Consider the following 26,143-nt stretch of genomic DNA (forward strand, 5'->3'; position numbering starts at 1 on the left):
GATGACCGCAGCAGAGTTCGACGCCGCCGACCCGCTCGCCCGCTTCCGGGAGCGGTTCGTCGGTGCCGCGAGCGACCTCGTCTACTTCGACGGCAACTCCCTGGGACGTCCCGTCGCCGCCACGGCCGACCGGCTGGCCTCCTTCGTGGAGCAGGACTGGGGCGGGCGCCTGATCCGCGGCTGGGACGAGCAGTGGATGCAACTGCCCACGACCCTCGGTGACGACCTGGCCCGTGTCTGCCTGGGCGCGGCCGCCGGCCAGACGGCCGTCGGCGACTCCACCACCGTGTGGCTCTACAAGCTGATGCGGGCCGCGGTCGACCACGCCGTGCGCACCGACCCGGCCCGCACCGAGATCGTCGTCGACACCGACAACTTCCCCACCGACCGCTACGTCGCCGAGGGCATCGCCGCCGAGCGCGGGATGACCCTGCGCTGGATCGAGGTCGACACCTCCGAGGGCGTCACCGCAGACCAGCTGCGCGAGGCGGTCGGCGAGCGCACCGCCCTGGTCGTGCTCAACCACGTCTCCTACCGCTCGGCCTGGCTGGCCGACGCCGCCGAGCTCACCCGCATCAGCCACGACGCCGGTGCGCTGGTGCTGTGGGACCTGTGCCACTCGGCCGGCGCCGTGCCGGTCGCCCTTGACGCGTGGGACGTGGACCTCGCCGTGGGCTGCACCTACAAGTACCTCAACGGCGGCCCGGGCTCGCCCGCGTTCGGCTACGTCAACGCTCGCCTCCACAACGAGCTCACCCAGCCGATCCAGGGTTGGATGGGTCACGCCGACCCGTTCCTGATGGGCCCCGGCTACACGCCGGCACCCGGCATCCGCAGGTTCATCTCCGGCACCCCGCCGATCCTGGGCATGGTCGCGATGCAGGGCATGCTCGAGCTCGTCGAGGAGGCCGGCATCGACGCGGTCCGCGCCAAGTCCGTCGCGCTGACGTCGTACGCCGTCGAGCTCGCCGACGCGTCGCTGCCCGAGGTCACCCTCGCCTCGCCCCGCGACCCGGCGCGCCGCGGCGGGCACGTGACCCTGCACCACGAGCGGATGCGCGAGGTCACCGCGCTGCTGTGGCAGCGCGACGTCATCCCCGACTACCGCGACCCCGGCGGCCTGCGCATCGGGCTCTCGCCGCTGTCGACGTCGTTCGAGGAGGTCGAGCGCGGCATCGCCGCGGTCGCCGAGGCACTGCAGGAGACCGCGCGATGAGCGAGCCGACCGCCGCGCCCGGCGGCACCCCGCGGACCAACGCCCACGGTCAGCGCATCGGCCGTCCGGTCGAGTGGACACCGGCCGCCCGGCCCGACCCCGCGGCGGTGCTGGCCGGGCAGGGCGTGCGCCTCGAGCCGGCGGGACCCCAGCACGTCGACGACCTCTACGCCGCCCTCTGCGGCGCGGACGACGAACCGATCTGGACCTACCTCGCGTGGGAGCGCCCGCGCGAGCGCGACGAGCTCGCGGCCATCGTCGAGGACGCCGTCGCCGACCCGGGTCGGGTGATGTACGCCATCGTCCCCGTCGAGACCGGCCGGGCTGCGGGCTTCTGCTCGCTGATGCGGATCGACCCCGCGTTGGGGACGATCGAGGTGGGCGGCATCGCGTTCGGCCGCCAACTGCAGCGCAGCCGCGCCGCGACCGAGGCGATGGCGCTCCTCATGCGTCACGTGTTCGACGACCTCGGCTACCGCCGCTACGAGTGGAAGTGCGACAGCCTCAACGCGCCCTCGCGGCGTGCGGCGATCCGCCTGGGGTTCATCTGGGAGGGTCGGTTCCGCAACGCCGTGGTGCTCAAGGGCCGCAACCGCGACACCGACTGGTTCTCGATCACCGACCGCGAGTGGCCGCGCGTGCGCCAGGCGCTCGCCGACTGGCTCGACGACCGCAACTTCGACGCCATGGGGCGCCAGCGCGTCCGCCTGGCCGCCCGTCCGCCCCAGCCCGACGCCCCCCAGGAGCAGTGACATGGACCAGCGCCTCAGCTTCATCACCCTCGTCGTGGGTGACCTCGAGGTCACCCGCAAGTTCTACGTCGACGGCCTCGGCTGGGAGCCCGAGCTCCACGAGGTCGGCGAGGTGCTCATGTTCCGGGTCGCGGACAAGGTCGTGCTGAGCCTCTGGGCCGAGTCGTTCTTCGTCGAGGAGGTCGGCCACACCCCGACGCGCGGCGGCGTCCCCCCGATCACCCTGGCCCACAACCTCGCCACCAAGGCCGGCGTGGACACCGTGCTGGAGCAGGCGCGCATCGCCGGCGCCGCACAGGTCGGCGAGGCCACCGAGCGGGAGTGGGGCGGCTACTCCGGCTACTTCGCCGACCCAGACGGATTCCGCTGGGAAGTGGCCTACAACCCCGGTGCGATCGGGCAGTCTGTGCTCCCGTGAGCACACCCACCACCACGAGCCCGGGCCACGTCGTCCCCGGCTGGGACGACTACTTCCTCGGCATCGCCGACGCCGTGGCCGCCCGGGCCAAGTGCACGCGCCGCCGCGTGGGCGCGGTCCTGACGATCGAGCACCGCATCATCGCCACCGGCTACAACGGCGCCGCGCCGGGGGAGGACGACTGCCTGGCCGGGGCGTGCCCGCGCGGCCAGCTGGGCTACGACGACGTGCCCGGCCTCGGCGACTACGACCGGCCCGGCACGCCCGGCTTCTGCATCGCCATCCACGCCGAGGTCAACGCGCTCCTGTTCGCGACCCGGGACACCAAGGGGGCCACCGCCTACATCACCGACCCGCCCTGCCCGGGCTGCCGCAAGGCCCTCGCCGCGGCTGGCGTGGTGCGCGCGGTCTGGCCCGGCGGCGAGCACGACCGCGAGGGCCTCACGGCCTGGGGTCGGTGACCGCACTGGGCCGTGAGTCTCCAGGAGACTCAAGGCCCAGCGCCTCCGTCTCGGTCTCCGTCTCGGTCTCCGTCCCGGCCTCCGTCTCGGCCTCCGTCTCGGCCTCCGTCTCGGCCTCCGTCTCAACCTCCTTGGCCTTTGCCCCCGTGGCCGCCTTCGCCCCGGTGGCCTCCTTGGCCTCCTTGGCCCTCTCCTCGGCCCGGCGCCGACGCTTCACCTCGCCGCGCGCGATGAAGAACGCGATGAGCACCGGCACCAGGAGCTTCCGTACCGGCTCGGTCCACGCCGGCAGCGACGGAAGGTCGGGCCACGGGATCGAGGGCAGGGTGATGTCGGGCCAGGGGATCGACGGAAGGTCGGGCCACGGGATCGACGGCAGGGTCACGTCGGGCCAGGGGATGTCGGGCCACGGGATGTCCACGCTCGGCCACGGCACCAGGCTCAGCAGCCAGACGAGCAGGATCGGCACCCCGACGCCGGCGGCGGCGCTCGCGGTCTGCCTCGCCGTGTGGAGGTGGGGGTGGGCGCCGATCCACTCGGCTCGCTTCGCTGGCCGTGACCCGGCCGCCGGTTCGAGGTCGGTGCCGCCGAGGCCCGTGTGCGCCTCGGCCTCGCCCTCGTGCAGCGTGACCCGGCGGGTGGGACCGAACATCCCGCACTTCAGGCGTACGGCACCGTCCGCGCCCTTCGGGGCCAGGACGATCGTGTCGTCGGAGGTCTTCGTGCGACCCACCTCGGTGCCGTCGCGGGTCCACACCACCTCGCGGGTGAGCGCACCCTGCGCGACGGTGACCTCGTGCTCGTGGTCGCCGTCGACGAGGTGCCAGCGTTCGATGTCCCCCATGGGATGCAATACTAGAGCGCGTACTCCAAGAAAGGGAAGTGACCCGTGGCTCGCACCGTCGACCCCGAGAAGCACCTGGCCCGTCGGCTGCTGATCATCGACGCTGCGCTGACGTGCTTCGCCGCCACGGGGTACGCCGGCACGTCGACGGCCGCGATCTGCCGGGAGGCCGGCATCGGCTCGGGCACCTTCTTCCACTACTTCCCGACCAAGCAGGCGCTGCTCCTGGCGATCCTGGAGCTGGGCACCGAGGAGACCCGGGCGTGGTTCGCCGCGCGGTCGGCCGACGAGGACCCGATGGCCGTCATCGAGGCGCACCTCGCGCACACCGCGGACGAGATGACCGACCCCCGGCTCGCGGGCTTCGTGCGGGCGGTCGGGGCGGTGATGGGGGAGCGCGAGGTCGAGGAGGCGCTCGCCCGCGACACCCGCGTGCTGGAGGAGGGCCTCGGCCCCTGGGTCGCCCGGGCCCAGGCCGCGGGCCGGGCGCGCACCGACCTGTCGGCCGACGACCTCACCGCTTGGCTGCTCGTCGTGATCGACGGCTTCCTGGGCCGCCTCGCCGTGGACGAGTCGTTCACCGCGGCGGGGCAGCGCGACGTCCTCGTCGACACCGTCCGTCGGCTGCTCGCGCCCGGACCACCAGCGGCGCACTAGCCGGGCACGCGCACCTGGCCGGTGCGGCCCGCGTCAGCGCCGCCCGACCCAGACCAGCTCGCCGGAGTCCCACTTCGCCAGTGCGACCGGCACGAGGCGCCGCATCGCGTCGGTGCCCGCGAGCTCGGCGGCGTTGGCGACGCCGTACGCCTGCCCCACGGTGTTGTTGTGCTCGTCGACCCGCGAGTCGTGGCGGGCGGGCGACCCGGACTCCTGCGCCGTGGCGATCGCCCGGGCGGTCTCGACCCCGAACCGTGCCGTCAGCACCGCCTGCCACATGAAGTGGCGCATCGCGTTGGTGCGCCCCGGCACGCCACGGCCCTGCGCCGCCGCGACCTGCAGGGCGGCCCGGGAGAGCCGCAGCACCTCGAGCGCGCCGGCGGGTCCGAGGCCGGCCCGCACCGCCGCCACGTAGAGCCGCGGCACCACGGTGCCGGCATGGATCGCCTGCCGCGCGATGTCGCCCAAAGCCATGGACACACAGTGCCAGACTGGTGCCATGGCCCGAGCACCCCTCTTCCCACGCCCGCTGCGCCCCGGCGACCGGATCGGGGTGACCGCCCCGTCGGCGGGCGTCGAGGGCGACGGCGTGGCGCGGATGGACTTCTGCGTCGACTGGCTGCGCGGGCGCGGCTACGAGGTGGAGGTCGGCGAGTTCCTGGTCGGGGGCGGGCTGACCGCTGGTCCGGCCCAGCAGCGCGCCGACGAGCTCACCCGGATGCTGGCCGACCCCGACGTCGCGTGCGTCATCCCGCCGTGGGGCGGCGAGACCGCCATCGACCTCGTCGACCTGCTCGACTGGGACGCGCTCGCCGACGCCGAGCCGACCTGGCTCGTCGGCTACTCCGACCTCTCGACCGTCCTCGTCCCGCTGACCACCCGGCTGGGCTGGGCCACGATCCACGGCGACAACCTCGCCGACACGCCGTACGCCGTCCCCGACGGGCTGCTGCACTGGCTCGACCTGGCCGGCGGGCCCGGTCCGTTCGTGCAGCGCGACTCCGGGCTGGTCACCGACTGGGTGCGCTTCGAGCAGGACCCCCGGGCGACCGAGTGGACGCACGTGGGCACCGGGTCCTGGCAGGTCCACGGCGGCGGCGCGCTCGACGTCTCCGGGCGGCTCATCGGCGGCTGCATCGAGACGGTCGGCCACCTCGCCGGCACGCCGTACGGCGACGTGCGCGGGTGGGCGGAGGGTCTCGACGAGCCGACGATCGTCTACGTCGAGGCGTGCGAGGACCACGCGGTCGACATCTGCCGCTTCCTCCACGGCCTCCGGCTGGCCGGCTGGTTCGACCGGGCGACCGCCGTCCTGGTCGGTCGCACGAGCGCGCCCGACCACCCGGACCTCACCCAGCGCGAGGCCGTGCTCGACGCCCTGGGCCGGCTCGACCTGCCGATCGTGTGGGACCTCGAGATCGGGCACGTGCCGCCGCACCTGCCGCTGGTCAACGGCGCCCTGGCGCGCGTCGTCGTCGACGACTCCACCCACGAGATCACCCAGACCCTCGCCTGAGCCGTCGGGCTGGTCGGCGTCGGTGCCGGGTGGCAGGGTCGGGTCCATGAGCGATCCCAAGGCACGACTCAGCCACGACGACATCCTCGGCGCCGGCCTCGACGACTGGCGCAAGGTGCTCAACCGACTCAAGGCCCGCTTCCGCACCGGTGACTTCGCCACCGGCCTGGAGCTGGTCGACCGGATCGGTGCGGCCGCCGACGAGGCCGACCACCACCCCGACGTCACGCTGACCTATCCGGAGGTCGTCGTGACGCTGAGCAGCCACGACGTCGGAGGCATCACCAGCCGCGACCTCGCCCTGGCCCGGCGGATCAGCGAGCTGGCCGCCGAGCTGGGCGCGTCCGCCGACGTCTCCGGGCTCACCGAGATCGAGCCCGGCCTCGACACGGCCTCCGCCGAGCGGCTCGGCGGCTTCTACGCCGCCCTCCTCGGCGCGGAGGTCGGCCCCGGAGGGATCACCGACCCGAGTGGGCAGGTGCCCGGGGTGTGGTTCCAGACGCCCGACGGTGACGCGTCGTCGCTGCCGGACCAGGGCCACGAGCAACGCTGGCACCTCGACGTGTGGGTGCCGCACGACGAGGCCGAGCGGCGCCTGCAGGCCGTGCTCGACGCCGGCGGGCGCCTGGTGAGCGACGCCGAGGCGCCGGCGTTCTGGGTCGTGGAGGACGCCGACGGCAACCGGTCATGCATCTGCACGCCGCTGGAGCGCGACTGACCACGCCTGCTCCTCCACATGGCGAGACCGGCGTTCCGAATGTTGGGACGCCTGTCACACTTGCTTGACGTCGGACCACCCCGGCGACGACGGTATGTCGCATGCGCACCGAGATTCTTGTACGCACGCGACGCGTGAGCTGACGGCCACCGGCCCAACGCACGCGCGTCACCCCTCGTCGCCCACCGGGCCGAGGGGTTTTTTCATGGCCCAGAGCCGACGCAGACGCAGGAGAGAGAAGGACATGACGCAGCAGGGCGGACAGGGAAGCGGACCGGTCTCGGGCGCACAGAGCCTGGTGACGTCCCTCGAGGCGGCCGGCGTGACCGACATCTTCGGCATCCCGGGTGGTGCGATCCTCCCGGCCTACGACCCGCTGATGGACTCCACCCGGATCCGGCACATCCTGGTCCGGCACGAGCAGGGCGCCGGCCACGCCGCGCAGGGCTACGCCGCCGCCACCGGCCGCGTGGGCGTGTGCATGGCGACCTCGGGCCCGGGCGCGACCAACCTCGTCACGCCCCTCGCCGACGCCCACATGGACTCGGTGCCGATGGTCGCCGTGACCGGGCAGGTGGGTGCCTCGATGATCGGCACGGACGCCTTCCAGGAGGCCGACATCCGAGGCATCACGATGCCGATCACCAAGCACAACTTCCTGGTCACCGACCCCGCCGACATCCCGCGCACCATCGCCGAGGCGTTCCACATCGCCTCGACCGGGCGGCCCGGCCCGGTGCTGGTCGACGTGGCCAAGTCGGCGCTGCAGGCCCAGACGACGTTCGCCTGGCCCGACGAGCTGCACCTGCCGGGCTACCGCCCCGTGACCACGCCGCACTCCAAGCAGATCCGGGAGGCGGTGCGCCTCATCCGCGAGGCCAAGCGCCCCGTCCTCTACGTCGGCGGTGGCGTGATCCGGGCCCGCGCCTCGCGCGAGCTCGCCCAGCTCACCGCCCTCACCGGCATCCCCGTCGTGACCACGCTGATGGCGCGCGGCGCGTTCCCCGACAGCCACCCCCAGCACCTCGGCATGCCCGGCATGCACGGCACCGTGGCCGCGGTCGCAGGGCTGCAGAAGAGCGACCTGATCATCAGCCTCGGCGCGCGCTTCGACGACCGGGTGACCGGCAACCTCGACTCCTTCGCCCCCGGCGCGCTGGTGATCCACGCCGACATCGACCCGGCCGAGATCGGCAAGAACCGCCGGGCCGACGTCCCGATCGTGGGCGACTGCCGCGAGGTCATCTCCCAGCTCATCGAGCTGCTGCAGGCCGAGGGCGCCGACGGCGACTACGAGGCGTGGGTGGCGTTCCTCGCCGGGGTGAAGCAGAAGTACCCCGTCGGCTACGACGCCCCGACCGACGGTTCGCTCGCCCCGCAGTACGTCCTCGAGCGGCTCGGCGCGATCGCCGGGCCCGAGTCGATCTACTGCTCCGGCGTCGGCCAGCACCAGATGTGGGCCGCCCACTTCGTCGGCTACGAGAACCCCAACACGTGGATCAACTCCGGCGGTCTCGGCACGATGGGCTACGCCGTCCCCGCCGCGATGGGTGCCAAGGTCGGCATGCCCGACAGCACCGTCTGGGCGATCGACGGCGACGGCTGCTTCCAGATGACCAACCAGGAGCTCGCCACCTGCGCCATCAACGACATCCCGATCAAGGTCGCGATCATCAACAACGAGTCGCTCGGGATGGTGCGCCAGTGGCAGACGCTGTTCTACAACGAGCGCTACTCCAACACCGACCTGCACTCCAAGCGGATCCCCGACTTCGTCAAGCTGGCCGACGCCTACGGCTGCGTCGGCCTGGCCTGCGAGTCGCCCGACGAGGTCGACGCCACGATCGAGAAGGCCATGGCGATCGACGACCAGCCGGTCGTCGTCGACTTCCGCGTCCACCGCGACGCGATGGTGTGGCCGATGGTGGCCGCCGGCACGAGCAACGACGAGATCAAGTACGCACGCGACCTCGCGCCGCAGTTCGAGGACGTGCAGGACGACTGGGAGATCCGGGCATGAGCGCCGTCAACAAGCACACGCTGAGCGTCCTGGTCGAGAACCAGCCGGGCGTCCTGGCCCGCATCGCGAGCCTGTTCTCCCGTCGCGGCTTCAACATCGACAGCCTCGCGGTCGGCCCCACCGAGCACCCCGAGGTCTCGCGGATGACCATCGTGGTCAACGTCGACGAGTCCCCGCTCGAGCAGGTGACCAAGCAGCTCAACAAGCTCGTCGAGGTCATCAAGATCGTCGAGCTCGACGGCCCCGGGTCGGTCAACCGCGAGCTGCTGCTGGTCAAGGTCCGTGCCGACGCCGCCACGCGCGGCGCGGTGCTCGACGCCGTCCAGCTCTTCCGCGCCAAGGTCGTCGACGTCGCGCCCGACGCGGTCACGGTCCAGGCCGTCGGCAACTCCGACAAGCTCGCCGACCTGCTGCGCGTGCTCGAGCCGTTCGGCATCCGCGAGCTCGTGCAGTCGGGCATGGTCGCGATCGGGCGCGGCTCGCGCTCGATCAGCGAGCGCACCCAGCGCCCCGTCGCCGTGCCCGCCCCCGTGTCCGCCATCGCCAACTGATCCACCCCGAGAAACAAACCGACGAAGGAGAGCCCCCAGTGGCTGAGATGTTCTACGACGACGACGCCGACCTGAGCCTGATCCAGGGCAAGAACGTCGCGGTGATCGGCTACGGCAGCCAGGGCCACGCCCACGCGCTGTCGCTTCGCGACTCCGGCGTCGACGTCCGGATCGGGCTGCAGCCCGGCTCCAAGAGCCGCGACAAGGCCGAGGCCGAGGGCCTGCGCGTCCTCACCCCGCGCGAGGCGGCGGAGGAGTCCGACCTGATCGTGATCCTCGCCCCCGACCAGCACCAGCGCACGCTGTACGCCGAGGAGATCGAGCCGGCGCTCACCCCGGGCGACACCCTCGTCTTCGGCCACGGCTTCAACATCCGCTTCGGCTACATCACCCCGCCCGACGGCGTCGACGTCTTCATGGTCGCCCCCAAGGGCCCGGGCCACCTCGTGCGCCGTGAGTACGTCGACGGGCGCGGCGTGCCGGTGCTCGTCGCGGTGGAGAAGGACGAGTCGGGCAAGGCGTGGGACCTCGCGCTGTCCTACGCCAAGGCCATCGGCGGCCTGCGCGCCGGCGGCATCAAGACCACCTTCACCGAGGAGACCGAGACCGACCTGTTCGGCGAGCAGGCGGTCCTGTGCGGTGGCGCCTCCAAGCTCGTGCAGTACGGCTTCGAGGTCCTGACCGAGGCGGGCTACCAGCCCGAGGTGGCCTACTTCGAGTGCCTCCACGAGCTCAAGCTCATCGTCGACCTGATGTACGAGGGCGGCATCGCCAAGCAGCGCTGGTCGGTCTCCGACACCGCCGAGTTCGGCGACTACGTCTCCGGTCCGCGGGTGATCACCCCCGACGTGAAGAAGAACATGGAGGACGTGCTCGCCGACATCAAGAACGGCGCGTTCGCCGAGCGGTTCATCACCGACATGGAGTCCGGCTCGCCCGAGTTCACCGCGTTCCGCAAGACGGCCGAGAGCCACCCGATCGAGCAGACCGGTCGCGAGCTGCGCAAGCTGATGTCCTGGGTCAAGTCGCACGACGCCGACTACACCGAGGGCAGCTCCGCCCGCTGATCCAGCGATGAGCACGTACACGCACGGGCACGCCGAGGCCGTCCTGCGCTCCCACCGGTGGCGCACGGCGGCCAACTCGGCGGCCCACCTCCTGCCGCACCTGCACGACGGGCAGCGCGTGCTCGACGTCGGGTCGGGTCCCGGCACCATCACCGCGGACCTGGCCCGGCTGGTGCGGGAGGTCGTCGCCGTCGAGATCGACGAGACGGCGGCGGCGTTGACGCGCACGGAGCTCGAGCGCCAGGGCGTCACCAACGCGAGGGTCGTGGTGGGCGACGTCCACGCGCTCGACCTCGACGGCGCCCTCGGCGGGGCCTTCGACGTCGTCCACGCGCACCAGGTGCTCCAGCACGTCCCCGACCCGGTCGGGGCACTCCGCGAGATGCTGCGGGTGACCCGGCCGGGCGGCGTGGTCGCCGTGCGTGACAGCGACTACGGCCACTTCTCCTGGCACCCCGCCTCGAGCGGGCTCGACCGGTGGCTCGAGCTCTACGAGGCCGCCGCGCGCGCCAACGGCGGCGAGCCCCACGCGGGCAGGATGCTCCTCGCCTGGGCGCACGCCGCCGGCGCCACCGACGTGGTCGCCGGGTCGTCGACGTGGTGCTACGCCACCCCGGCCGACCGCGAGTGGTGGGGCGGCCTCTGGGCCGACCGCATCACCACGACCGCGCTGGCCCGCCAGCTGGTCGACGAGGGACGCGCCTCCGTCGAGGAGCTCGCCGAGGTCGCGGCCGCCTGGCGCGCCTGGGCCGTCCACCCCGACGGCTGGTTCTCCGTGCTGCACGGCGAGGTGCTGATCAGGGCCTGAACGATCCGTGCGACCAAGGTATTAGGCAAGGCTAACCTCAGGTGTAGCCTGCAGTGGTGCTGGCGAACTACCTGATCGGGCTGCGCGAGGGGCTGGAGGCGGCCCTCGTGGTGAGCATCCTGGTCGCCTACCTGGTCAGGACCGAGCGCCGCCACCTGCTGCCCCGGGTGTGGGCGGGCGTGGGCGTCGCGGTCGGGATGAGCCTCGCCTTCGGCGCCGCGCTGACCTTCGGTCCCCGCGGTCTCACGTTCGAGGCGCAGGAGCTCATCGGGGGCGGGCTCTCGATCGTCGCCGTCGCGTTCGTCACCTGGATGATCTTCTGGATGGCCTCGGCTGCCCGCAGCCTGAGCGGCGAGCTCCGCGGCCGCATCGACCAGGCCGCCGAGGGCGGGCGCTGGTCCCTCGTGGTGGTGGCGGTGCTCGCGGTGGGCCGGGAGGGGCTCGAGACGGCCCTGTTCCTCTGGGCCGCGACCAAGGCCGGCACCCGCGGCGGCGTGGGCACTGTCGCGTCGACGTGGGAGCCGCTGCTGGGGGCCGCGCTCGGCATCCTGACCGCCATCGCCCTCGGCTACCTGATCTACCGCGGCGCCATCTCCATCAACCTGTCGCGCTTCTTCACCTGGACCGGCGGCTTCCTCATCCTCGTCGCGGCAGGCGTGCTCGCCTACGGCGTCCACGACCTGCAGGAGGCCCGTTTCCTGCCCGGCCTCGACGACCTGGCCTTCGACGTGTCCGACACCGTCGACCTCAACAGCTGGTACGGCGCCCTCCTCAAGGGCGTCTTCAACTTCTCGCCCGCCACCACCAAGCTCGAGGCGGCCGCGTGGCTGCTCTACGCCGTGCCGGTCATGGTCCTGTTCCTCGTCGGCGCCCGCCGACGCTCCACCACCCCCGCCGCGCCGTCGCGCGCGGCCGCCTGACAAGGAAGCCCCGCACATGCGTACGACCCTCGCGGTGACCGCCCTGGTCGCCCTGCCCCTCCTCGGGGCCTGCACCGACAACGCGGACGGCGGGCCCGCCGCCGCAGGCGGGGGAGGCTCCGACGCCCGGGCGCTGACGGTCGAGTCCTCCGCCGACGCGTGCACGCTGTCGGCCACCGAGGCGCCCGCCGGGACGCTGACCTTCGACGTCACCAACACCGGCGACCAGGTCACCGAGTTCTACCTGCTCGGCGAGGACGGCCTGCGCATCGTGGCCGAGGTCGAGAACGTCGGGCCGGGCATCAGCCGCGCGCTCACCGTCGACGCGCCCGCCGGGACCTACGTCACGGCCTGCAAGCCGGGCATGACGGGTGAGGGCATCCGCGGGGACTTCACCGTCACCGAGTCCGACGAGGAGGTGGCGGTCAGCGCCGACGAGCAGGAGCTCGTCGACCGGGCCGAGGCCAACTACGCGGCCTACGTCGAGGACCAGTCCGCGCAGCTGCTGGAGAGGACCGCGGAGTTCGTTGACCTCTACACGGCCGGCGACGACGACGCGGCCCGCGCGCTCTACCCGGTCGCGCGCACCCACTGGGAGCGCATCGAGACCGTCGCTGAGTCGTTCGGCGACCTCGACCCGATGATGGACGCGCGCGAGGCCGACCTCGAGCCGGGGCAGGAGTGGACCGGCTGGCACCGCATCGAGAAGGACCTCTGGCCGCAGCGCGCCGAGGAGTACACCCCGCTCACCGACGCCGAGCGCGCGACCTACGCCGACGACCTGCTCGCCAACACCGAGGAGCTCGACTCCCGGGTGCAGGAGCTCACCTACACCGTCGACGCGATCGCCAACGGCTCGCGGGGCCTCCTCGAGGAGGTCGCCACCGGCAAGGTGACCGGCGAGGAGGAGTACTGGTCGCGCACCGACCTCTGGGACTTCCAGGCCAACGTCGACGGCGCCCGAGTCGCCTGGGAGGGCGTGCAGCCGATCGTCGAGGAGAAGGACCCCGACCTCGCCGACCAGCTCACCACCCGCTTCGACGCGCTCCAGGCGCTCCTCGACGAGCAGCGCCGCGGCGACGGCTTCGTCAGCTACGACCGGCTCACCCCCGAGCAGGTCAAGGCGCTCTCCGACGCCGTCAACGCCTTGTCCGAGCCGCTCTCGCGGCTGACCGCGGCGGTGCTGTCCTGACCGAGCGGCCGACCCCCACCGGGCTCAGCAGGCGTGGCCTGCTGGGTGGCGGGGTCGCGCTCGCCGGCGCCGCGGGGGCGTTCGCCGCGGGCCGGACGTCCGCGCACGCCGGCGCGGACGGCACGCCGGGCGCCGGCACCGGCCGCTCGGCGACGTACGCCTTCCGCGGCGCGCACCAGGCCGGCATCGTGACCCCGGCACAGGACCGGCTGCACTTCGCGGCGTTCGACGTGCTGACCGACGACCGCGACGAGCTGGTCGGGCTGCTCGAGCAGTGGACGCTCGCCGCCGAGCAGATGACGGCGGGTCGTCCCGCCGGGGACGGCGCGGTCGGCGGCGACGTCCGGTTGCCCCCCGACGACACCGGAGAGGCCCTCGACCTGCCCGCCAGCGGCCTCACCATCACCTTCGGTTTCGGGCCGTCGCTCTTCCGCGACGCCGAGGGCCGCGACCGCTTCGGGGTCGCTTCGCGCCGGCCCGCGGCGCTGCGCGACCTGCCGCACTTCCCGGGCGACGCCCTCGACCCGGCGCGCTCGGGGGGCGACCTGTGCATCCAGGCGTGCGCCGACGACCCCCAGGTCGCCGTCCACGCCGTGCGCAACCTCGCCCGCATCGGGTTCGGCACGGTGTCGGTGCGCTGGTCGCAGCTCGGCTTCGGCCGCACCTCGACGACGTCGACGTCGCAGTCGACGCCCCGCAACCTGTTCGGCTTCAAGGACGGGACGGCCAACGTCAAGGCGGAGGAGTCCGCGGCCCTGGACGAGCACGTGTGGGTGGGCGACGACGACGCGCGCGCCGGCTGGCTGGCCGGCGGCTCCTACCTCGTCGCCCGGCGGATCAACATGGCCATCGAGGTGTGGGACCGCCAGCCGCTCGGCGACCAGGAGATGTTCGTCGGCCGCACCAAGGGCACCGGCGCGCCGCTCTCGGGCGGTGAGGAGATGACCGAGCCCGACTTCGACATGCCGGGCAGCAACGACCAGCCGGTGATCCCGACCGACGCGCACGTCCGCGTGGTGCACCCGAGCGCGCACGGCGGCGCGCGGATGCTGCGCCGCGGCTACAACTTCGTCGACGGGTCGAACGCCCTCGGCGGCCTCGACGCGGGCCTGTTCTTCATCGCCTACGTCCGCGACCCCGCCACCCACTTCGTCCCGGTGCAGCGGGCGATGTCGAAGGACGACGCGCTCGTGGAGTACCTGCGGTTCACCGGTTCGGCGGTGTTCGCGGTGCCCCCGGGCATCGGCGCGGGCGAGCACGTCGGCCAGGCGCTGTTCGCCTGACGCCGCGCGCGGCGTCCGGAGCGGTAGGGTCGGCGCCATGATCCTGCGCAGATGGCGGGGAGCAGTCCGGGCCGAGGACGCCGAGGCCTACCTGCGCCACCAGGACGACACCGGAGTCCGCGACTACCGTGCCACCGAGGGCAACCTCGGCGCCCTCGTGCTCAAGCGGCTCCGCGACGACGGCCTCGTCGAGGTGGAGACCCTGTCGCTGTGGGGCTCCATGGACGACGTACGCCGTTTCGCCGGCGACGAGCCCGAGCGCGCGGTGTTCTACCCGGGCGACGACGACCTGCTCGTCGAGAAGGACGCGCACGTCGACCACTTCGAGGTGACCGGGGCCGACCTCGACCCCCGGCTCCTCGGGCCGCTCGGCTGACGCAGGGGTGCGGTGCTGGATACCGGGCCACCGGTGCGCGACGATGCCGTCATGAGCGACACAGCAACCCCGACGTCGGGGCTCGAGCAGGCCCGCCGCCTCGGCGTCGAGACCACCGGCATCGAGATCATCGAGGAGTCCGCCCGCACGGCCCGCCCGCGTGACCTGTTCTGGCCGTGGTTCGCGGCCAACGTCTCGGTCTTCGGCATCAGCTACGGCTCGTTCGTGCTGGGCTTCGGCATCTCCTTCCTCCAGGCCCTGGTGGTCACGGTGGTCGGCGTCGTGGTGTCGTTCGCCCTGTGCGGCGTCATCGCCATCGCCGGCAAGCGGGGCTCGGCCCCCACGATGGTGCTCAGCCGCGCGGCGTTCGGCGTCGACGGGCAGAAGGTGCCCGGCGTCGTGTCGTGGCTGGTCTCGATCGGGTGGGAGACCTTCCTCGCGATCCTCGCCGTGCTCGCGACGGCGACGATCTTCGAGCAGCTCGGCTGGTCGGGCGGCACCACCACGCAGGTCGTGGCGACCCTCGTGGTCGCGGCCCTGATCGTCGCGGCCAGCGTCGCCGGCTACCACGTGATCATGCGGATGCAGTCGGTGCTCACCTGGCTCACCGGCATCGCCACGCTGGTCTACGTCGGCCTCACCCTCGACGAGATCGACTGGGCGGCCGTGAGCGACATCCCCAGCGGCAGCGCCCAGCAGATGGTCGGGGCGCTGGTCATGGTGATGACCGGCTTCGGCCTCGGCTGGATCAACATCGCCGCCGACTGGTCGCGCTACCAGCGCCGCGACACCAAGGGCTCGGCCATCGTCGCCTGGAACACCTTCGGCGGGGCCGTCGCCCCGGTGCTGCTCGTCGTCTTCGGCCTGCTGCTCGCCGGCTCGTCCGACGAGCTCAGCGCCGGCATCGTCGACGACCCGATCGGCACCCTCGGCACGCTGCTGCCCACCTGGTTCCTGGTGCCGTTCCTGCTGGCCGCGATCCTCGCGCTGGTCAGCGGCGCCGTCCTCGGCATCTACTCCTCGGGGCTGACGCTGCTCTCGCTGGGCGTGCGGATCCCGCGCCCCGCGGCGGCGTTCGTCGACGGCCTCATCCTGACCGCCGGCACGATCTGGGTGGTCTTCTTCGCCGAGGACTTCCTCGGCCCGTTCCAGAGCTTCCTGATCACTCTTGGCGTGCCGCTGGCCGCGTGGGCGGGGATCATGATCGCCGACATCGCGCTGCGCAAGCGCGACTACGACGACGAGGCGCTGTTCGACAGCGGCGGCCGCTACGGCAGCGTCGACTGGACCTCCATCGCCACGATGGTGGGCGCCTCGGTCGTCGGGTGGGGCCTGGTGGTCAACAACTTCGCCGCCGACGCCACCTGGAACAACTGGCAGGGGTTCCTGCTCCACCCCCTCGGCCTGGGCACCTACGTCGACGACCCCGCCGGGCCCTACTGGGACGGCAACTGGCCCTACGCCAACCTCGGCGTGCTGCTGGCCCTCGTCCTCGGGTTCGCGGTGACCTACGTCGCCCGCCGCGCGAAGGTGCGGGCCCAGGAGGCCGGCTGACCCGGAACAAACCGCCAGGCGGGCGGCGTTGGGTCGGCGTGAAGATCGAGATCTGGTCCGACGTCGTCTGCCCGTGGTGCTACATCGGCAAGCGCCGCATCGAGAACGCGCTGGCGGAGTTCGCCCACGCCGACGAGGTGGAGGTGCACTGGCGCTCCTACCAGCTCGACCCGGGGGCGCCGACGGAGCCGACCGAGACCACGACGACGATGCTGGCGCGCAAGTACGGGCAGTCGCCGAGCGGCGCGCAGCAGATGCAGGAGCGCGTCGAGGCCGTCGCGGCCGAGGAGGGGCTGGTCTACCGGCTCTCCGAGACGATGCACCTCAACACCGTCGACGCGCACCGGGTGATCCACCTCGCCGACCAGCAGGGCGGCCCCGAGCTGCAGGGCCGCGTCAAGGAGGCGCTGCTCGAGGCCTACTTCACCGGCGCCCGCAACGTCGCCGACCCCGACGTGCTGCGCGAGGTCGCCGTCACGGGCGGGCTCGACGCGGCCCGGGTGGAGGAGGTGCTGTCCTCGCGTGAGTTCGAGCAGGACGTGCACGCCGACATGGCGCAGGCCCAGGCCTACGGAGCCAGCGGTGTCCCGTTCTTCGTCGTCGACGGGAAGTACGGCGTCTCCGGCGCCCAGCCGACCGAGGTGTTCACCCAGGTGCTCGAGCGCGCCTGGTCGGAGTCGCACCCGGCGATCGAGGTGCTGGCGAGCGCCGACGGCGGGGAGGCGTGCGGCCCGGACGGCTGCGCGATCTGATCCACCGCGCCCCGGCGGCCTCCTGGGCCTACTGGGCCTACTGGGACTTCTCGCCCCGCCCGGCCTTCTCCGCGGTCGTCTCCACGCGCGCGGCGCGGGTCTCGGGTCGCTTGGCCAGCACGATCCACGACAGGATCAGCTTCTGCGCCGACGGCGACCACGACTCCCAGTGATCGCGCGCGCCGGGGTGCCGGTCGAAGGCAGCGGCGAGGTCGTCGGGGACGACCCGGTCCTCCACCGCGTCCATGAGCGTCCACGCGCCCGTCTCCTTCGCCATGGCCACCGCGGCGGCACCCGCCGGCTCCATCAGCCCGGCCTCCTCGAGGCGCGCGACCCGACCCTTGTTGATCCGGGTCCACATGCTGCCCCTGCGGCGTGGTGCGAACCACTGCATCGCGCGGGCCTCGTCGACGGGCCTCACCGTCGAGTCGACCCACCCGTAGCGCAAGGCCTCGAGCACGGCCTCCTCGTAGGAGAACGCCCGCTCGGCGGCCCGGCGCGGCGCGACCAGCCACACGCCCGTGGTCTGCGTGTGGTGCTCGCGCAGCCACGTGCTCCACTCCTCGACCGAGGCCGGCTCGAGCCGCTCCGCGTCGTCCATCGCACCCATGAGGGGATCGTAGGCGCCGGGTACGACGTCCGGATGCTGGTGCATTGGGCCTCCCGATCCACTCGCGGGTAGGGTGGTCACCGCACAGCGTCGTGCAGTCCCGGACACCCTCGACGACACCCAGAGGACCCACGCTGTGAGCGCACCCGTCAAGCCCGTCGTACTCATCGCCGAAGAGCTCAGCCCCGCCACGATCGAGGCGCTGGGCCCCGACTTCGAGATCAGGCACTGCAACGGTGCCGATCGCGCCGAGCTCCTCCCGGCGATCGTCGGCGTCGACGCGATCCTGGTCCGCTCCGCCACCAAGGTGGACGCCGAGGCGCTCGCGGCCGCCGACCGGCTCAAGGTCGTGGCCCGCGCCGGCGTCGGCCTCGACAACGTCGACGTCAAGGCCGCCACCCAGGCCGGCGTCATGGTCGTCAACGCCCCCACCTCCAACATCGTCAGCGCCGCCGAGCTCGCCGTCGCGCTGATGCTCGCCGCCGCCCGCCACATCAGCCCCGCCCACGCGGCGCTGCGCGGTGGCGAGTGGAAGCGCTCGAAGTACACCGGCATCGAGCTCTACGAGAAGACCGTCGGCATCGTTGGCCTGGGCCGCATCGGGGTGCTCGTCGCCCAGCGGCTGAGCGCCTTCGGGATGAAGGTCATCGCCTACGACCCCTACGTGCAGGCCGGTCGCGCCGCGCAGATGGGCGTACGCCTGGTCGACCTCGACACCCTGCTCGACGAGTCCGACTTCATGAGCGTCCACCTGCCCAAGACGCCCGAGACGCTCGGCCTCATCGGCGCCGACCAGCTCGCCCGCGCGAAGAACAGCCTGGTCCTGGTCAACGCCGCCCGCGGCGGCATCGTCGACGAGGCGGCCCTCTACGACGCCCTCAAGACCGGCCAGATCGCCGCCGCCGGCCTCGACGTCTTCGCCAGCGAGCCGTGCACCGACAGCCCGCTGTTCGAGCTGGAGAACGTCGTGGCCACGCCCCACCTGGGCGCGTCGACCGACGAGGCGCAGGAGAAGGCCGGCATCGCGGTCGCCCGGTCCGTGCGGCTCGCGCTGGGCGGCGAGCTCGTCCCCGACGCGGTCAACGTGCAGGGCGGCGTCATCGCCGAGGACGTACGTCCCGGCATCCCGCTCACCGAGAAGCTCGGCCGGGTCTTCACCGCGCTCGCCGGCGAGGTCGCGCAGCAGCTCGACGTCGAGGTCCGCGGCGAGATCACCGAGTACGACGTGAAGGTGCTCGAGCTGGCGGCGCTCAAGGGCGTCTTCGCCGACATCGTCGAGGAGCAGGTCTCCTACGTCAACGCGCCCCTGCTGGCCGCCGAGCGCGGCACCGAGGTGCGCCTGGTGACCGAGGCGGAGAGCCCCGACCACCGCAACCTCATCACGCTGCGCGGCACCCTCGCCGACGGGACCCAGGTCTCCGTCAGCGGCACGCTCGTCGGGATCGCCCAGAAGGAGCGGCTCGTCGAGGTCAACGGCTTCGACGTGGACATCGAGCCCACCACCCACCTCGCGTTCCTCACCTACGAGGACCGTCCCGGCATGGTCGGCACCGTCGGCGGCATCCTCGGCGACGCGGCCGTCAACATCGCCGGGATGCAGGTCTCGCGCCAGGACAAGGGCGGCGCCGCCCTCGTCGCGCTCAGCGTCGACTCGGCGATCCCGGCCGAGACGCTGGCCGAGATCGAGACCGCGATGCAGGCGGTGTCGGTGCGGGCCGTCGACCTGTCCTGACCCGCCCCTCCCAACTCGCCCTCAGGCGACCACCACGCGGCCGGCGGGCCGGCGCGCCGCCGGCCGGGCCGCGTCCGTGGACACGTGGTCCCAGGCCGCAGCCAGCCGCCGCACCGCCTCGGTCAGGCGGTCGGGGTCCGCGGTCCACGGGATCCGCACGAACCGGTCGAGGCCGCCCTCGACCGCGAACACCGGCCCCGGGGCGACGACGACGCCGCGTCGCTCGGCCTCGGCGGTCGTCGCCGTGCCGAGCGCCTCGGGCAGCTCGCACCACAGTGCGAGGCCACCGTCGGGCACCCGGAAGCGCCACGACGGCAGGTGCTGGCGGACCGCCGCGACCAGGGCGTCGCGTCCCGCTCGCAGCCGCGCGCGGTGGGCCGGCAGCACCTCGTCGGCGTGGTCCAGCAGGTCGGCCAGCACCAGCTGCTCGAAGACCGGTGCCCCGAGGTCGAGGCCGATGCGTGCCTGCAGCAGCCGGTCCATGTCGGCGAGCGGGGCGCGCACCCAGCCGAGCCGGAGCCCGCCCCAGAACGACTTGCTGGCGCTGCCGATCGTGATCGCATCCGGTGCGTACGCCGCGAGCGGCCGCGGCATGTCGTCGGCCAGCCCCGGCCTCAGGGCGAGCGCCTGGTGGGCCTCGTCGGCGACGACCGTCGTCCGGGTGCGGCCCAGGACCCGGGCGAGCTCCTCGCGCTGGGCGTCGCTCATCAGCTGCCCGGTGGGGTTCTGGAAGTCGGGGATCAGGTAGGCCAGCCGCGGTGAGGTCTGGCGCAGCGTGGCGGCCAGCGCGTCGAGGTCCCAGCCGTCGGGGTCGACGGTGGCCGGGACCAGCCGGGCGCCGGCGTGCCGCACGGCCTGGGTCGCGTTGGGGTAGGTCGGCGACTCGACGACGACCCGCTCCCCGGGGGCGGTGAAGGCCTGCGCCACCACCGAGGCGGCCGCCAGGGCACCCGCGGTCACCATCACCTGCTCGGGCACGGTGGGCAGCCCGCGCGCCTCGTACGACGCGGCGATGCGCGCCTGGAGGGCCGGCATCCCGAGCGGGAAGTAGCCCGGCCCGCTGAGGTAGGCGGGCAGCTGCTCGCCGGCCCGCTGGTAGGCCTCGACGAGACCGGGCGGGGCGGAGCTGGCGGCGCAGTTGAGGTCGATGGCGTCCTCGCCGCCGGTGCCGGGCATCAGCGACCGGTCGTAGGCACGGCGCCGGCCGCCGGGGACGGTCGTGAAGGTGCCCGACCCGCGGCGCGACTCGGCGTAGCCGGACTCCCGCAGCACCTCGTAGGCGCGGGTGACCGTGGTGCGCGAGACGTCGAGCGCCGCGGTGAGGTCGCGCTCGCTCGGCAGTCGCACGTCGATGCCCACGCGACCGTCGCCGATGAGCACGCGCAGGCTGTCGGCCAGCCCGAGGTAGGCGGGGGAGCGGGGGAACTCGCCCACCAGTGTGGCTATCCGCTGGGCGCTCACGACGCGGCTCATGCAGACCACTGTTCCAGTATTGGCTATTTCAGACAAGGCCAATCGGGCGCAGGCTGGTGCCATGTCCAGCACCACGTCGCCCCGTTCTCCCCGCTCCGCCGGCTCAAGCCAAGCCCTCGTCGACCTCGGTCCGATCGCCCAGCTCCGCGCCGGGCACCTCGCCCGCCGCCTGCCGCAGCTCTACGTCGGCCTGTTCCTCTACGGCGTCTCGCTGGCGATGATGGTCCGCGGCGCGCTCGGCCTCGCGCCGTGGGACGTGCTGCACTCCGGCTTCGTGCGGCACGTGCCGATGACGCTCGGCCAGGCGGTCGTGCTCTTCAGCTTCGTGGTGCTGGTGCTGTGGATCCCGCTGCGCGAGATGCCGGGGCTCGGGACGATCAGCAACGCCGTCGTGGTGGGTCTCGCGGCCGACGCGACGCTCGGCGTCCTCACGCGTCCCGACGCGATGGCCGGGCGCCTGGGGCTGATGCTCGGCGGCGTCGTGCTCTGCGGCGCGGCGAGTGCGCTCTACATCGGTGCCCAGCTCGGCCGCGGCCCGCGCGACGGGCTGATGACCGGCCTGGCCCGGCGCACCGGGCTGTCCCTCCGCCTCGTCCGCACCGGCCTCGAGGTCACCGTCGTGGTGCTCGGGCTGCTCCTCGGCGGGGTGCTCGGCGTCGGCACGGTCGTCTACGCCCTCGCCATCGGCCCGCTCACCCAGCTGATGCTGCCGTGGTTCACCGTCGTGCTCGCGCCGCCGACCGCCGAGTGAGCCTCAGCCCGGTCCGGCGTCGTCGGAGACGAGGTAGGCGATCACGCCGACGCTGACCACGCTCGAGACGAGCACGCCGATCGTCCCGAACATCAGCGGCAGGGCGGTCAGCGCCCACACGTCGAAGCCGCGGGCGGCGCTGGCGAACACTCCGGACGGCACGCCCCCGGCGGGGGTGCTGATCAGGGGCGCGGCGTAGTCGGGCGGCTTGCCGCTCACCCACCGCACGGTCGCCGCGATCGACGACAGCCCGCACGCGACGGCGAGGTTGACCGCTCCGCCGTCCTCGCCGACGACGGGCAGCAGCGTCCAGGTCGTCGCCAGGGCGAACGCCATCAGCGCCGTCGCCGGCACGACCAGGTGCGCGAGCACCAGCGTCCGCCGGCGCAGGGGCAGCATCCGCGCCACGCTCCGGGTGCGGACGACCACGCGGAGGCCGGAGCACAGCGGCGGCCCGCCGAGCAGCCCGGCCAGCGTCGTGGCCAGCACGACCGCCCGCCCGGCGCCAGCCTCCGCCGCGGCGTACGGGACGAGGACGAGGCCGGCGAGCAGGACGTACGGCTGGGGCGAGCGCGCCGCCCGCAGCAGGTCGCGGTGCACCAGCGCACGCCAGCCGAGCGGACCGCCGGTGCGCGACCTGACGCGCGCGCCGCGACCCCAGCGGCGGGCGAGCAGGACGTCGTACATCAGGCCGAGGTCGACCGACGACAGTGCGCCCGACAGGCTGGGGGAGAGGTGCTCGGTGTAGCCCAGGACGCGGCGCGGCACCCGGCCGACGGCGATCGCCGCGCGCCACGCGAGGACGCCCGCGACCACGACGAGCAGCGTGGCCGCGGCGATCCCGGCCGCCGCGGGCACGCGGGGCACGGCACCGATCCGGTGGGTCGCGGCGAGCGCGAGCGCGAGCCAGAGCGCACCGGTGACGCCCCACGTGAGCCACCGCGCGACCGGGTCCTCGCGCACCTGCGACAATGCCGCCACCCCTACGCAGGCGGATGCGGTGGCACCGCCCGCCACCAGGTAGACCAGCGACTCGTGCCACGAGAAGCCGCCCAGCACGGCCGCTGCCAGCAGCAGGAGGACGGTGCCCAGAGCGGTGAACGCGAGGGTCCGCCACCAGCCGGGCCGCAGCAGCGCGCCGCGGTCGACGGGCGTGCTGAGCAGCCACCCGTTGGCCGCGGGCGGGCTGAAGACCGGACCCAGCAGCCGGGCCATGCCGAGCGCCAGCAGCGCGACGGCGAGGGTCGCCAGCCACGGGGCCGCCGAGCGGACCTCGGCGCACGCGGCGAGGCACGTGTCGTCGGCGAGCCGTCGCAGGCTGAGCACGACGTTGCCGCCCATCGCGCCGATCATCACGACGCAGAAGAGGGCGACGTAGGCGTCCGAGAGGACCTCACCCCACGTCAGCTCGGCGCGGCCGCGGCGCCAGTCGCGGATCTCCGCGCGCACCTCCCGTGCGGACGGGACCTCCGCGACCGCCGGCGGGTCAGTCGTCATCGTCGGGCTCGTCCCCGAGGCGGACCACGCGGTCGCAGACCCGCGCGACGAGGTCGGGGTCGTGGCTCACCAGCAGCACGGCCCGCCCGGCGGCCTTCTCGGCGAGGAGCTTCGCGCCGAGCCAGTGCACGCCCTCGACGTCGAGCCGGGCCTCCGGCTCGTCGAGCACCAGCAGCCGGCGCGGGCGTACGAACGCGCTGGCGAGCGCCAGCCGCCGTCGCTGCCCGGACGACAGTGTCGAGGGGAGCTGGCCCGAGACCTCCATCAGCCCGACCTCGTCGAGCACGGCGTTGACGACCTCCTCGGCGTCCGGCTGGGCGTGCGCCCGCGCCACCAGGTCGAGGTGCTCGACCACCGACAGGTCGGGGAAGAAGTCGATGTCGTCCATCACCACGGCCAGGTCGGCCCGGATCTCCGGCTCGCGTTCGTCGAGGACCCGCCCGTCGAGCGTCGTCTCGCCCGCGTCGGGGCGGTCGGTGCCGATGACGCAGCGCAGCAGCGTCGACTTGCCGCTGCCGTTGGGGCCCACCACCCCGACCGCCTCGCCCGCGGCGACGTCCAGGTCGACCTCGCACAGGATCGTGCGGTCGGCGAATCGGCGCGAGATCCCCCGCGCCCGGAGCAGCGGAGGAGACTCGTCGCGGGCCACGTGCGTCATCCAAGCAGGCCCACGGTCGACCTTTCGACTGGTGACCCGAGCCGTGTCGCCATGGTAGGGATAGGGCACCTTGGTCCAGTTGTGGGGGAAACCATGCGTCGTCGACGTCTGTTCATGTCGGTCCCGGTCCTGCTCGGCGTAGCCGTGGCCGGCACACCTGCCGTTGCTCTCGCCGATCCCGGCCCGGGGATCGAGCTCCGGCTCGACCCTCGCGGCCAGGAGGCGTCGCCGGGCTCGAGGGCGCAAGGGCGGGCGCCCGACGGCGCCGTGCGCCGCACCGCGCGGCTCACCGAGATCGAGCACGCCCCCGGCACCACCCCGCAGCAGCAGCTCGCGGCCGTCGACGTCGTCATCGACGTGCAGGCAGGCACAGTCACCGGCACCGCGGCCCTCAACGCAGCGCCCTCGGACGCGAGCGCCGTGGTCGCCGTCGTGGCCGGGACGTGGCAGGGCAGCACCTGCACGCCGGCGCTCGCCGCCGTCGCGACGGGCGACGCCTCCTCGGCGCAGGGGCAGGTGCCCGACGGGTCCGTGATCGGCGCGAGCGCCAGCCTGCAGGGCGCCACGCTGACCATCGCCACCACCCCGCACCCGGCCCTGCGCGACACCGATCTCGCGTGCGCCTACGCCGTGGTGGCGCAGAACGTCGAGAACGGTCAGCTGCTCAGCATCGCCTACCCCACCGACCTCGCCGCGGTCTACCAGCCGGTGCTCGAGGTGGAGGCGGACGACAAGGTCGTCGGTGCGAAGAAGGGCAAGTGGGCCACGGTGCGCCTCGAGGTCCGCAACACCTCGCGCGGCGCCGCGTCCGCGGTCCGCCTCACCGCGACCGGCAAGGGCATCGAAATCAAGACCCCGAGGATCGACGTCGGCCCGATCGACGCCCGCTCGACGGAGTACCTCGACCTCCGGGTGCGGCTCGAGCAGCCCAAGTCGAAGAAGGGCAAGAAGGCGAAGGCGCCCAAGCCACGCACCCTCACCCTGACCGTCACCGACCCGGCGGCCGCGCCCGCGACGGGGACCCTCAGCGTCGTCCTCACGCCGAAGCCGACGATCCCGAAGAAGCTCACCGGCACCTACTGGTGGGGATGGGAGGACACCGACCTGTCCTCGTCGGCCGGGTGGATCAACCACTCGGTGTGGTTCGTGGACCGGAAGTGGGCCTACACCGGGTGGGCCGAGGGCAAGAAGCCGCGGTGCTCTGCCAAGGTCAAGGAGTGCCGCCGCTACTCCTACGACGCGCGCACCGGTCGGCTGAAGATCGGCAAGGAGAAGGTCAAGGTCACCTCGGAGGGCTTCGCGTTCACGCACCCCGGCTACGGCGAGAAGCTGGACCTCGAGCCGCTGTCGCTGCCGAAGAAGGGCACCAAGCTCGCCGTGGACCTCTACCACCAGAACTGGTCCGGCTTCTGCACGATCACGTGCACCGCCTACACCGACTACCTCACGATGGACCGCGGCGGTCGCTTCGTCGAGGGCGGCTACTCGGTCGGCAGCTGGACGGGCCTGGGCAGCAACTGGGCCAGCGCTCCCGCCGACCAGCGCGGCACCTACAAGATCGTCCGCACGGGCATCATCGAGTTGACGTACGCCGACGGCACCCGCAAGCGCGAGGTCATCGGCATCCAGCACGACCCGAGCGGCAAGCCCAACCCGGCCGCCGAGGGCGTCCTGCTGGGCGACACCAACTTCTACGAGTGAGCGTCGCGGGCGAGGTTCAGCGGCGCGTGGCGATGACCGCCGAGGCGTCCGCGGCGACCATCACCTCGACCGCGGTGAACCGCTCGTCGGTGAGCCACTGCTCGCGCAGCGTGTCGACCCGGCCGTAGGTGATCGGCGGCCAGGACTCGCACGGTGCGAAGTCGTCGAGCACCACGATGCCGCCGGGCTCGACGAGGTCGACGATCGCGTCGACGCCGACCTCGGACGGGGTGCCCGAGTCGAGGAACAGCAGCGAGAAGGGGCCGTGCTCGCGCAGCACGCTCCAGTCGGCGGCGAGCACCTCGACCTTCGCGTCGTCGTCGAAGATCTTCGATGCGGCCCCGGCCAGCGACTCGTCGAGCTCCGCGGTGAGGATCCGGGCGCCGTTGCGCACGCCGCTGCGGAGCCACGCCGTCCCGACCCCGCAACCGGTGCCGAACTCGGCCATGGTGCCGCCGCGGGTCGCCGCGAGGGTCGCCAGCAGGCGACCGGTCTCGTTGCGGCAGAACGCGACGTAGCCGGCCTGCCGGCACACGTCGAAGGCACGCTGGACGATGTGGGGGAGGTCGGGGGGAGCAGACATCAGGTCGCCGAGTCTGTCATCCCTCGCCCGGGA

27 protein-coding genes are annotated in these 26,143 nt (G+C 73.0%); 20 read left to right on the plus strand and 7 right to left on the minus strand.

All coding sequences use genetic code 11. The features are described 5' to 3' along the window. The first annotated feature begins 1 nt into the window (after window position 1). The 4 genes from kynU to AC4H2S_RS07750 are packed head-to-tail and all read left to right on the plus strand — an operon-like array spanning window position 2 to window position 2,847. Window positions 2-1,216, plus strand: coding sequence for a kynureninase (kynU, locus tag AC4H2S_RS07735; RefSeq protein ID WP_491496751.1), 1,215 nt, complete (start codon window positions 2-4; stop codon window positions 1,214-1,216). Then, entirely contained in the window at window positions 1,213-1,968 is a 756-nt protein-coding gene (locus tag AC4H2S_RS07740) for a GNAT family N-acetyltransferase (RefSeq protein ID WP_491496382.1), read from the plus strand. The genes kynU and AC4H2S_RS07740 overlap by 4 nt, the downstream gene beginning before the upstream one ends. A 1-nt stretch (window position 1,969) precedes the next feature. After that, complete coding sequence (locus tag AC4H2S_RS07745; protein WP_491496383.1) at window positions 1,970-2,386, plus strand: VOC family protein; 417 nt, start codon at window positions 1,970-1,972, stop codon at window positions 2,384-2,386. Then, the gene (locus AC4H2S_RS07750) at window positions 2,383-2,847 is read left to right on the plus strand and encodes a deoxycytidylate deaminase (protein WP_491496384.1); all 465 of its coding nucleotides are present in this window, start codon (window positions 2,383-2,385) and stop codon (window positions 2,845-2,847) included. Before AC4H2S_RS07745 ends, AC4H2S_RS07750 begins: the two co-directional genes overlap by 4 nt. On the opposite strand, the gene AC4H2S_RS07755 is transcribed toward AC4H2S_RS07750, so the two are convergent. Next, window positions 2,828-3,691 (minus strand): hypothetical protein, encoded by an 864-nt coding sequence (locus AC4H2S_RS07755; protein ID WP_491496385.1) that lies wholly within the window; start codon window positions 3,689-3,691, stop codon window positions 2,828-2,830. The two genes, AC4H2S_RS07750 and AC4H2S_RS07755, sit on opposite strands and share 20 nt — an antisense overlap. 45 nt (window positions 3,692-3,736) lie before the next feature. Between AC4H2S_RS07755 and AC4H2S_RS07760 the strand changes: the two genes are divergently transcribed. Continuing rightward, window positions 3,737-4,348: a TetR/AcrR family transcriptional regulator gene (locus AC4H2S_RS07760; protein ID WP_491496386.1), complete on the plus strand. Its 612-nt coding sequence runs from the start codon at window positions 3,737-3,739 to the stop codon at window positions 4,346-4,348. A 33-nt stretch (window positions 4,349-4,381) separates the two neighbouring features. On the opposite strand, the gene AC4H2S_RS07765 is transcribed toward AC4H2S_RS07760, so the two are convergent. Further along, window positions 4,382-4,822, minus strand: a complete 441-nt coding sequence (locus AC4H2S_RS07765; RefSeq protein WP_491496387.1) for a DUF6973 domain-containing protein — start codon at window positions 4,820-4,822, stop codon at window positions 4,382-4,384. Between the two features lie 25 nt (window positions 4,823-4,847). Between AC4H2S_RS07765 and AC4H2S_RS07770 the strand changes: the two genes are divergently transcribed. The 12 genes from AC4H2S_RS07770 to AC4H2S_RS07825 all read left to right on the plus strand — a co-directional run bounded on the left by AC4H2S_RS07770 (window position 4,848) and on the right by AC4H2S_RS07825 (window position 17,105). Then, entirely contained in the window at window positions 4,848-5,864 is a 1,017-nt protein-coding gene (locus AC4H2S_RS07770) for a S66 family peptidase (protein ID WP_491496388.1), read from the plus strand. Window positions 5,865-5,910: 46 nt separating this feature from the next. After that, window positions 5,911-6,582 (plus strand): 4a-hydroxytetrahydrobiopterin dehydratase, encoded by a 672-nt coding sequence (locus AC4H2S_RS07775; protein ID WP_491496389.1) that lies wholly within the window; start codon window positions 5,911-5,913, stop codon window positions 6,580-6,582. Between the two features lie 205 nt (window positions 6,583-6,787). Next, a complete protein-coding gene (locus AC4H2S_RS07780) occupies window positions 6,788-8,602 on the plus strand; it encodes an acetolactate synthase large subunit (protein ID WP_491496390.1) in 1,815 nt (604 codons plus the stop codon). Beyond that, entirely contained in the window at window positions 8,599-9,153 is a 555-nt protein-coding gene (gene ilvN / locus AC4H2S_RS07785; RefSeq protein WP_491496391.1) for an acetolactate synthase small subunit, read from the plus strand. The genes AC4H2S_RS07780 and ilvN overlap by 4 nt, the downstream gene beginning before the upstream one ends. A gap of 38 nt (window positions 9,154-9,191) precedes the next feature. Beyond that, window positions 9,192-10,220 (plus strand): ketol-acid reductoisomerase, encoded by a 1,029-nt coding sequence (ilvC, locus tag AC4H2S_RS07790; RefSeq protein ID WP_491496392.1) that lies wholly within the window; start codon window positions 9,192-9,194, stop codon window positions 10,218-10,220. Window positions 10,221-10,227: 7 nt separating this feature from the next. Continuing rightward, on the plus strand, window positions 10,228-11,028 hold the full coding sequence (locus tag AC4H2S_RS07795; protein WP_491496393.1) for a class I SAM-dependent methyltransferase: 801 nt from the start codon (window positions 10,228-10,230) through the stop codon (window positions 11,026-11,028). Between the two features lie 56 nt (window positions 11,029-11,084). Beyond that, the gene (gene efeU, locus AC4H2S_RS07800) at window positions 11,085-11,948 is read left to right on the plus strand and encodes an iron uptake transporter permease EfeU (RefSeq protein WP_491496394.1); all 864 of its coding nucleotides are present in this window, start codon (window positions 11,085-11,087) and stop codon (window positions 11,946-11,948) included. Between the two features lie 16 nt (window positions 11,949-11,964). After that, on the plus strand, window positions 11,965-13,140 hold the full coding sequence (efeO, locus tag AC4H2S_RS07805) for an iron uptake system protein EfeO (RefSeq protein ID WP_491496395.1): 1,176 nt from the start codon (window positions 11,965-11,967) through the stop codon (window positions 13,138-13,140). Beyond that, window positions 13,137-14,423 carry an iron uptake transporter deferrochelatase/peroxidase subunit gene (gene efeB / locus AC4H2S_RS07810; protein ID WP_491496752.1) on the plus strand — a complete coding sequence of 429 codons (1,287 nt, stop codon included), beginning with the start codon at window positions 13,137-13,139 and terminating at the stop codon, window positions 14,421-14,423. Before efeO ends, efeB begins: the two co-directional genes overlap by 4 nt. A 37-nt stretch (window positions 14,424-14,460) precedes the next feature. Continuing rightward, window positions 14,461-14,799: a hypothetical protein gene (locus AC4H2S_RS07815; RefSeq protein WP_491496396.1), complete on the plus strand. Its 339-nt coding sequence runs from the start codon at window positions 14,461-14,463 to the stop codon at window positions 14,797-14,799. 51 nt (window positions 14,800-14,850) lie between these two features. Further along, window positions 14,851-16,353, plus strand: coding sequence for a purine-cytosine permease family protein (locus AC4H2S_RS07820; protein WP_491496397.1), 1,503 nt, complete (start codon window positions 14,851-14,853; stop codon window positions 16,351-16,353). Window positions 16,354-16,391: 38 nt separating this feature from the next. Next, complete coding sequence (locus AC4H2S_RS07825; RefSeq protein WP_491496398.1) at window positions 16,392-17,105, plus strand: DsbA family oxidoreductase; 714 nt, start codon at window positions 16,392-16,394, stop codon at window positions 17,103-17,105. Window positions 17,106-17,142: 37 nt separating this feature from the next. Here the strand turns inward: AC4H2S_RS07825 and AC4H2S_RS07830 are convergent, their stop codons facing one another. Continuing rightward, window positions 17,143-17,715: a YdeI/OmpD-associated family protein gene (locus AC4H2S_RS07830; RefSeq protein ID WP_491496399.1), complete on the minus strand. Its 573-nt coding sequence runs from the start codon at window positions 17,713-17,715 to the stop codon at window positions 17,143-17,145. Between the two features lie 136 nt (window positions 17,716-17,851). Here AC4H2S_RS07830 and serA point away from each other — a divergent pair, with 136 nt between their 5' ends. Next, window positions 17,852-19,447 carry a phosphoglycerate dehydrogenase gene (gene serA / locus AC4H2S_RS07835; protein WP_491496400.1) on the plus strand — a complete coding sequence of 532 codons (1,596 nt, stop codon included), beginning with the start codon at window positions 17,852-17,854 and terminating at the stop codon, window positions 19,445-19,447. Between the two features lie 21 nt (window positions 19,448-19,468). Here the strand turns inward: serA and yczR are convergent, their stop codons facing one another. Further along, complete coding sequence (gene yczR / locus AC4H2S_RS07840; protein ID WP_491496401.1) at window positions 19,469-20,920, minus strand: MocR-like transcription factor YczR; 1,452 nt, start codon at window positions 20,918-20,920, stop codon at window positions 19,469-19,471. Window positions 20,921-20,981: 61 nt separating this feature from the next. On the opposite strand from yczR, the gene yczE reads away from it, so the two are divergent. Next, window positions 20,982-21,671 carry a membrane protein YczE gene (yczE, locus tag AC4H2S_RS07845; RefSeq protein ID WP_491496402.1) on the plus strand — a complete coding sequence of 230 codons (690 nt, stop codon included), beginning with the start codon at window positions 20,982-20,984 and terminating at the stop codon, window positions 21,669-21,671. A 3-nt stretch (window positions 21,672-21,674) separates the two neighbouring features. Here yczE and AC4H2S_RS07850 read toward each other — a convergent pair whose 3' ends face one another. Beyond that, window positions 21,675-23,168: a DUF6297 family protein gene (locus AC4H2S_RS07850; RefSeq protein ID WP_491496403.1), complete on the minus strand. Its 1,494-nt coding sequence runs from the start codon at window positions 23,166-23,168 to the stop codon at window positions 21,675-21,677. Further along, window positions 23,158-23,826 carry an ABC transporter ATP-binding protein gene (locus AC4H2S_RS07855; RefSeq protein WP_491496404.1) on the minus strand — a complete coding sequence of 223 codons (669 nt, stop codon included), beginning with the start codon at window positions 23,824-23,826 and terminating at the stop codon, window positions 23,158-23,160. Before AC4H2S_RS07855 ends, AC4H2S_RS07850 begins: the two co-directional genes overlap by 11 nt. Window positions 23,827-23,919: 93 nt before the next feature. Here AC4H2S_RS07855 and AC4H2S_RS07860 point away from each other — a divergent pair, with 93 nt between their 5' ends. Beyond that, window positions 23,920-25,527: a hypothetical protein gene (locus AC4H2S_RS07860; protein WP_491496405.1), complete on the plus strand. Its 1,608-nt coding sequence runs from the start codon at window positions 23,920-23,922 to the stop codon at window positions 25,525-25,527. 16 nt (window positions 25,528-25,543) lie between these two features. On the opposite strand, the gene AC4H2S_RS07865 is transcribed toward AC4H2S_RS07860, so the two are convergent. Further along, on the minus strand, window positions 25,544-26,110 hold the full coding sequence (locus AC4H2S_RS07865; RefSeq protein ID WP_491496406.1) for an O-methyltransferase: 567 nt from the start codon (window positions 26,108-26,110) through the stop codon (window positions 25,544-25,546). Window positions 26,111-26,143 lie beyond the last annotated feature (33 nt).

The organism is Nocardioides sp. Z13_37, from assembly GCF_058355585.1.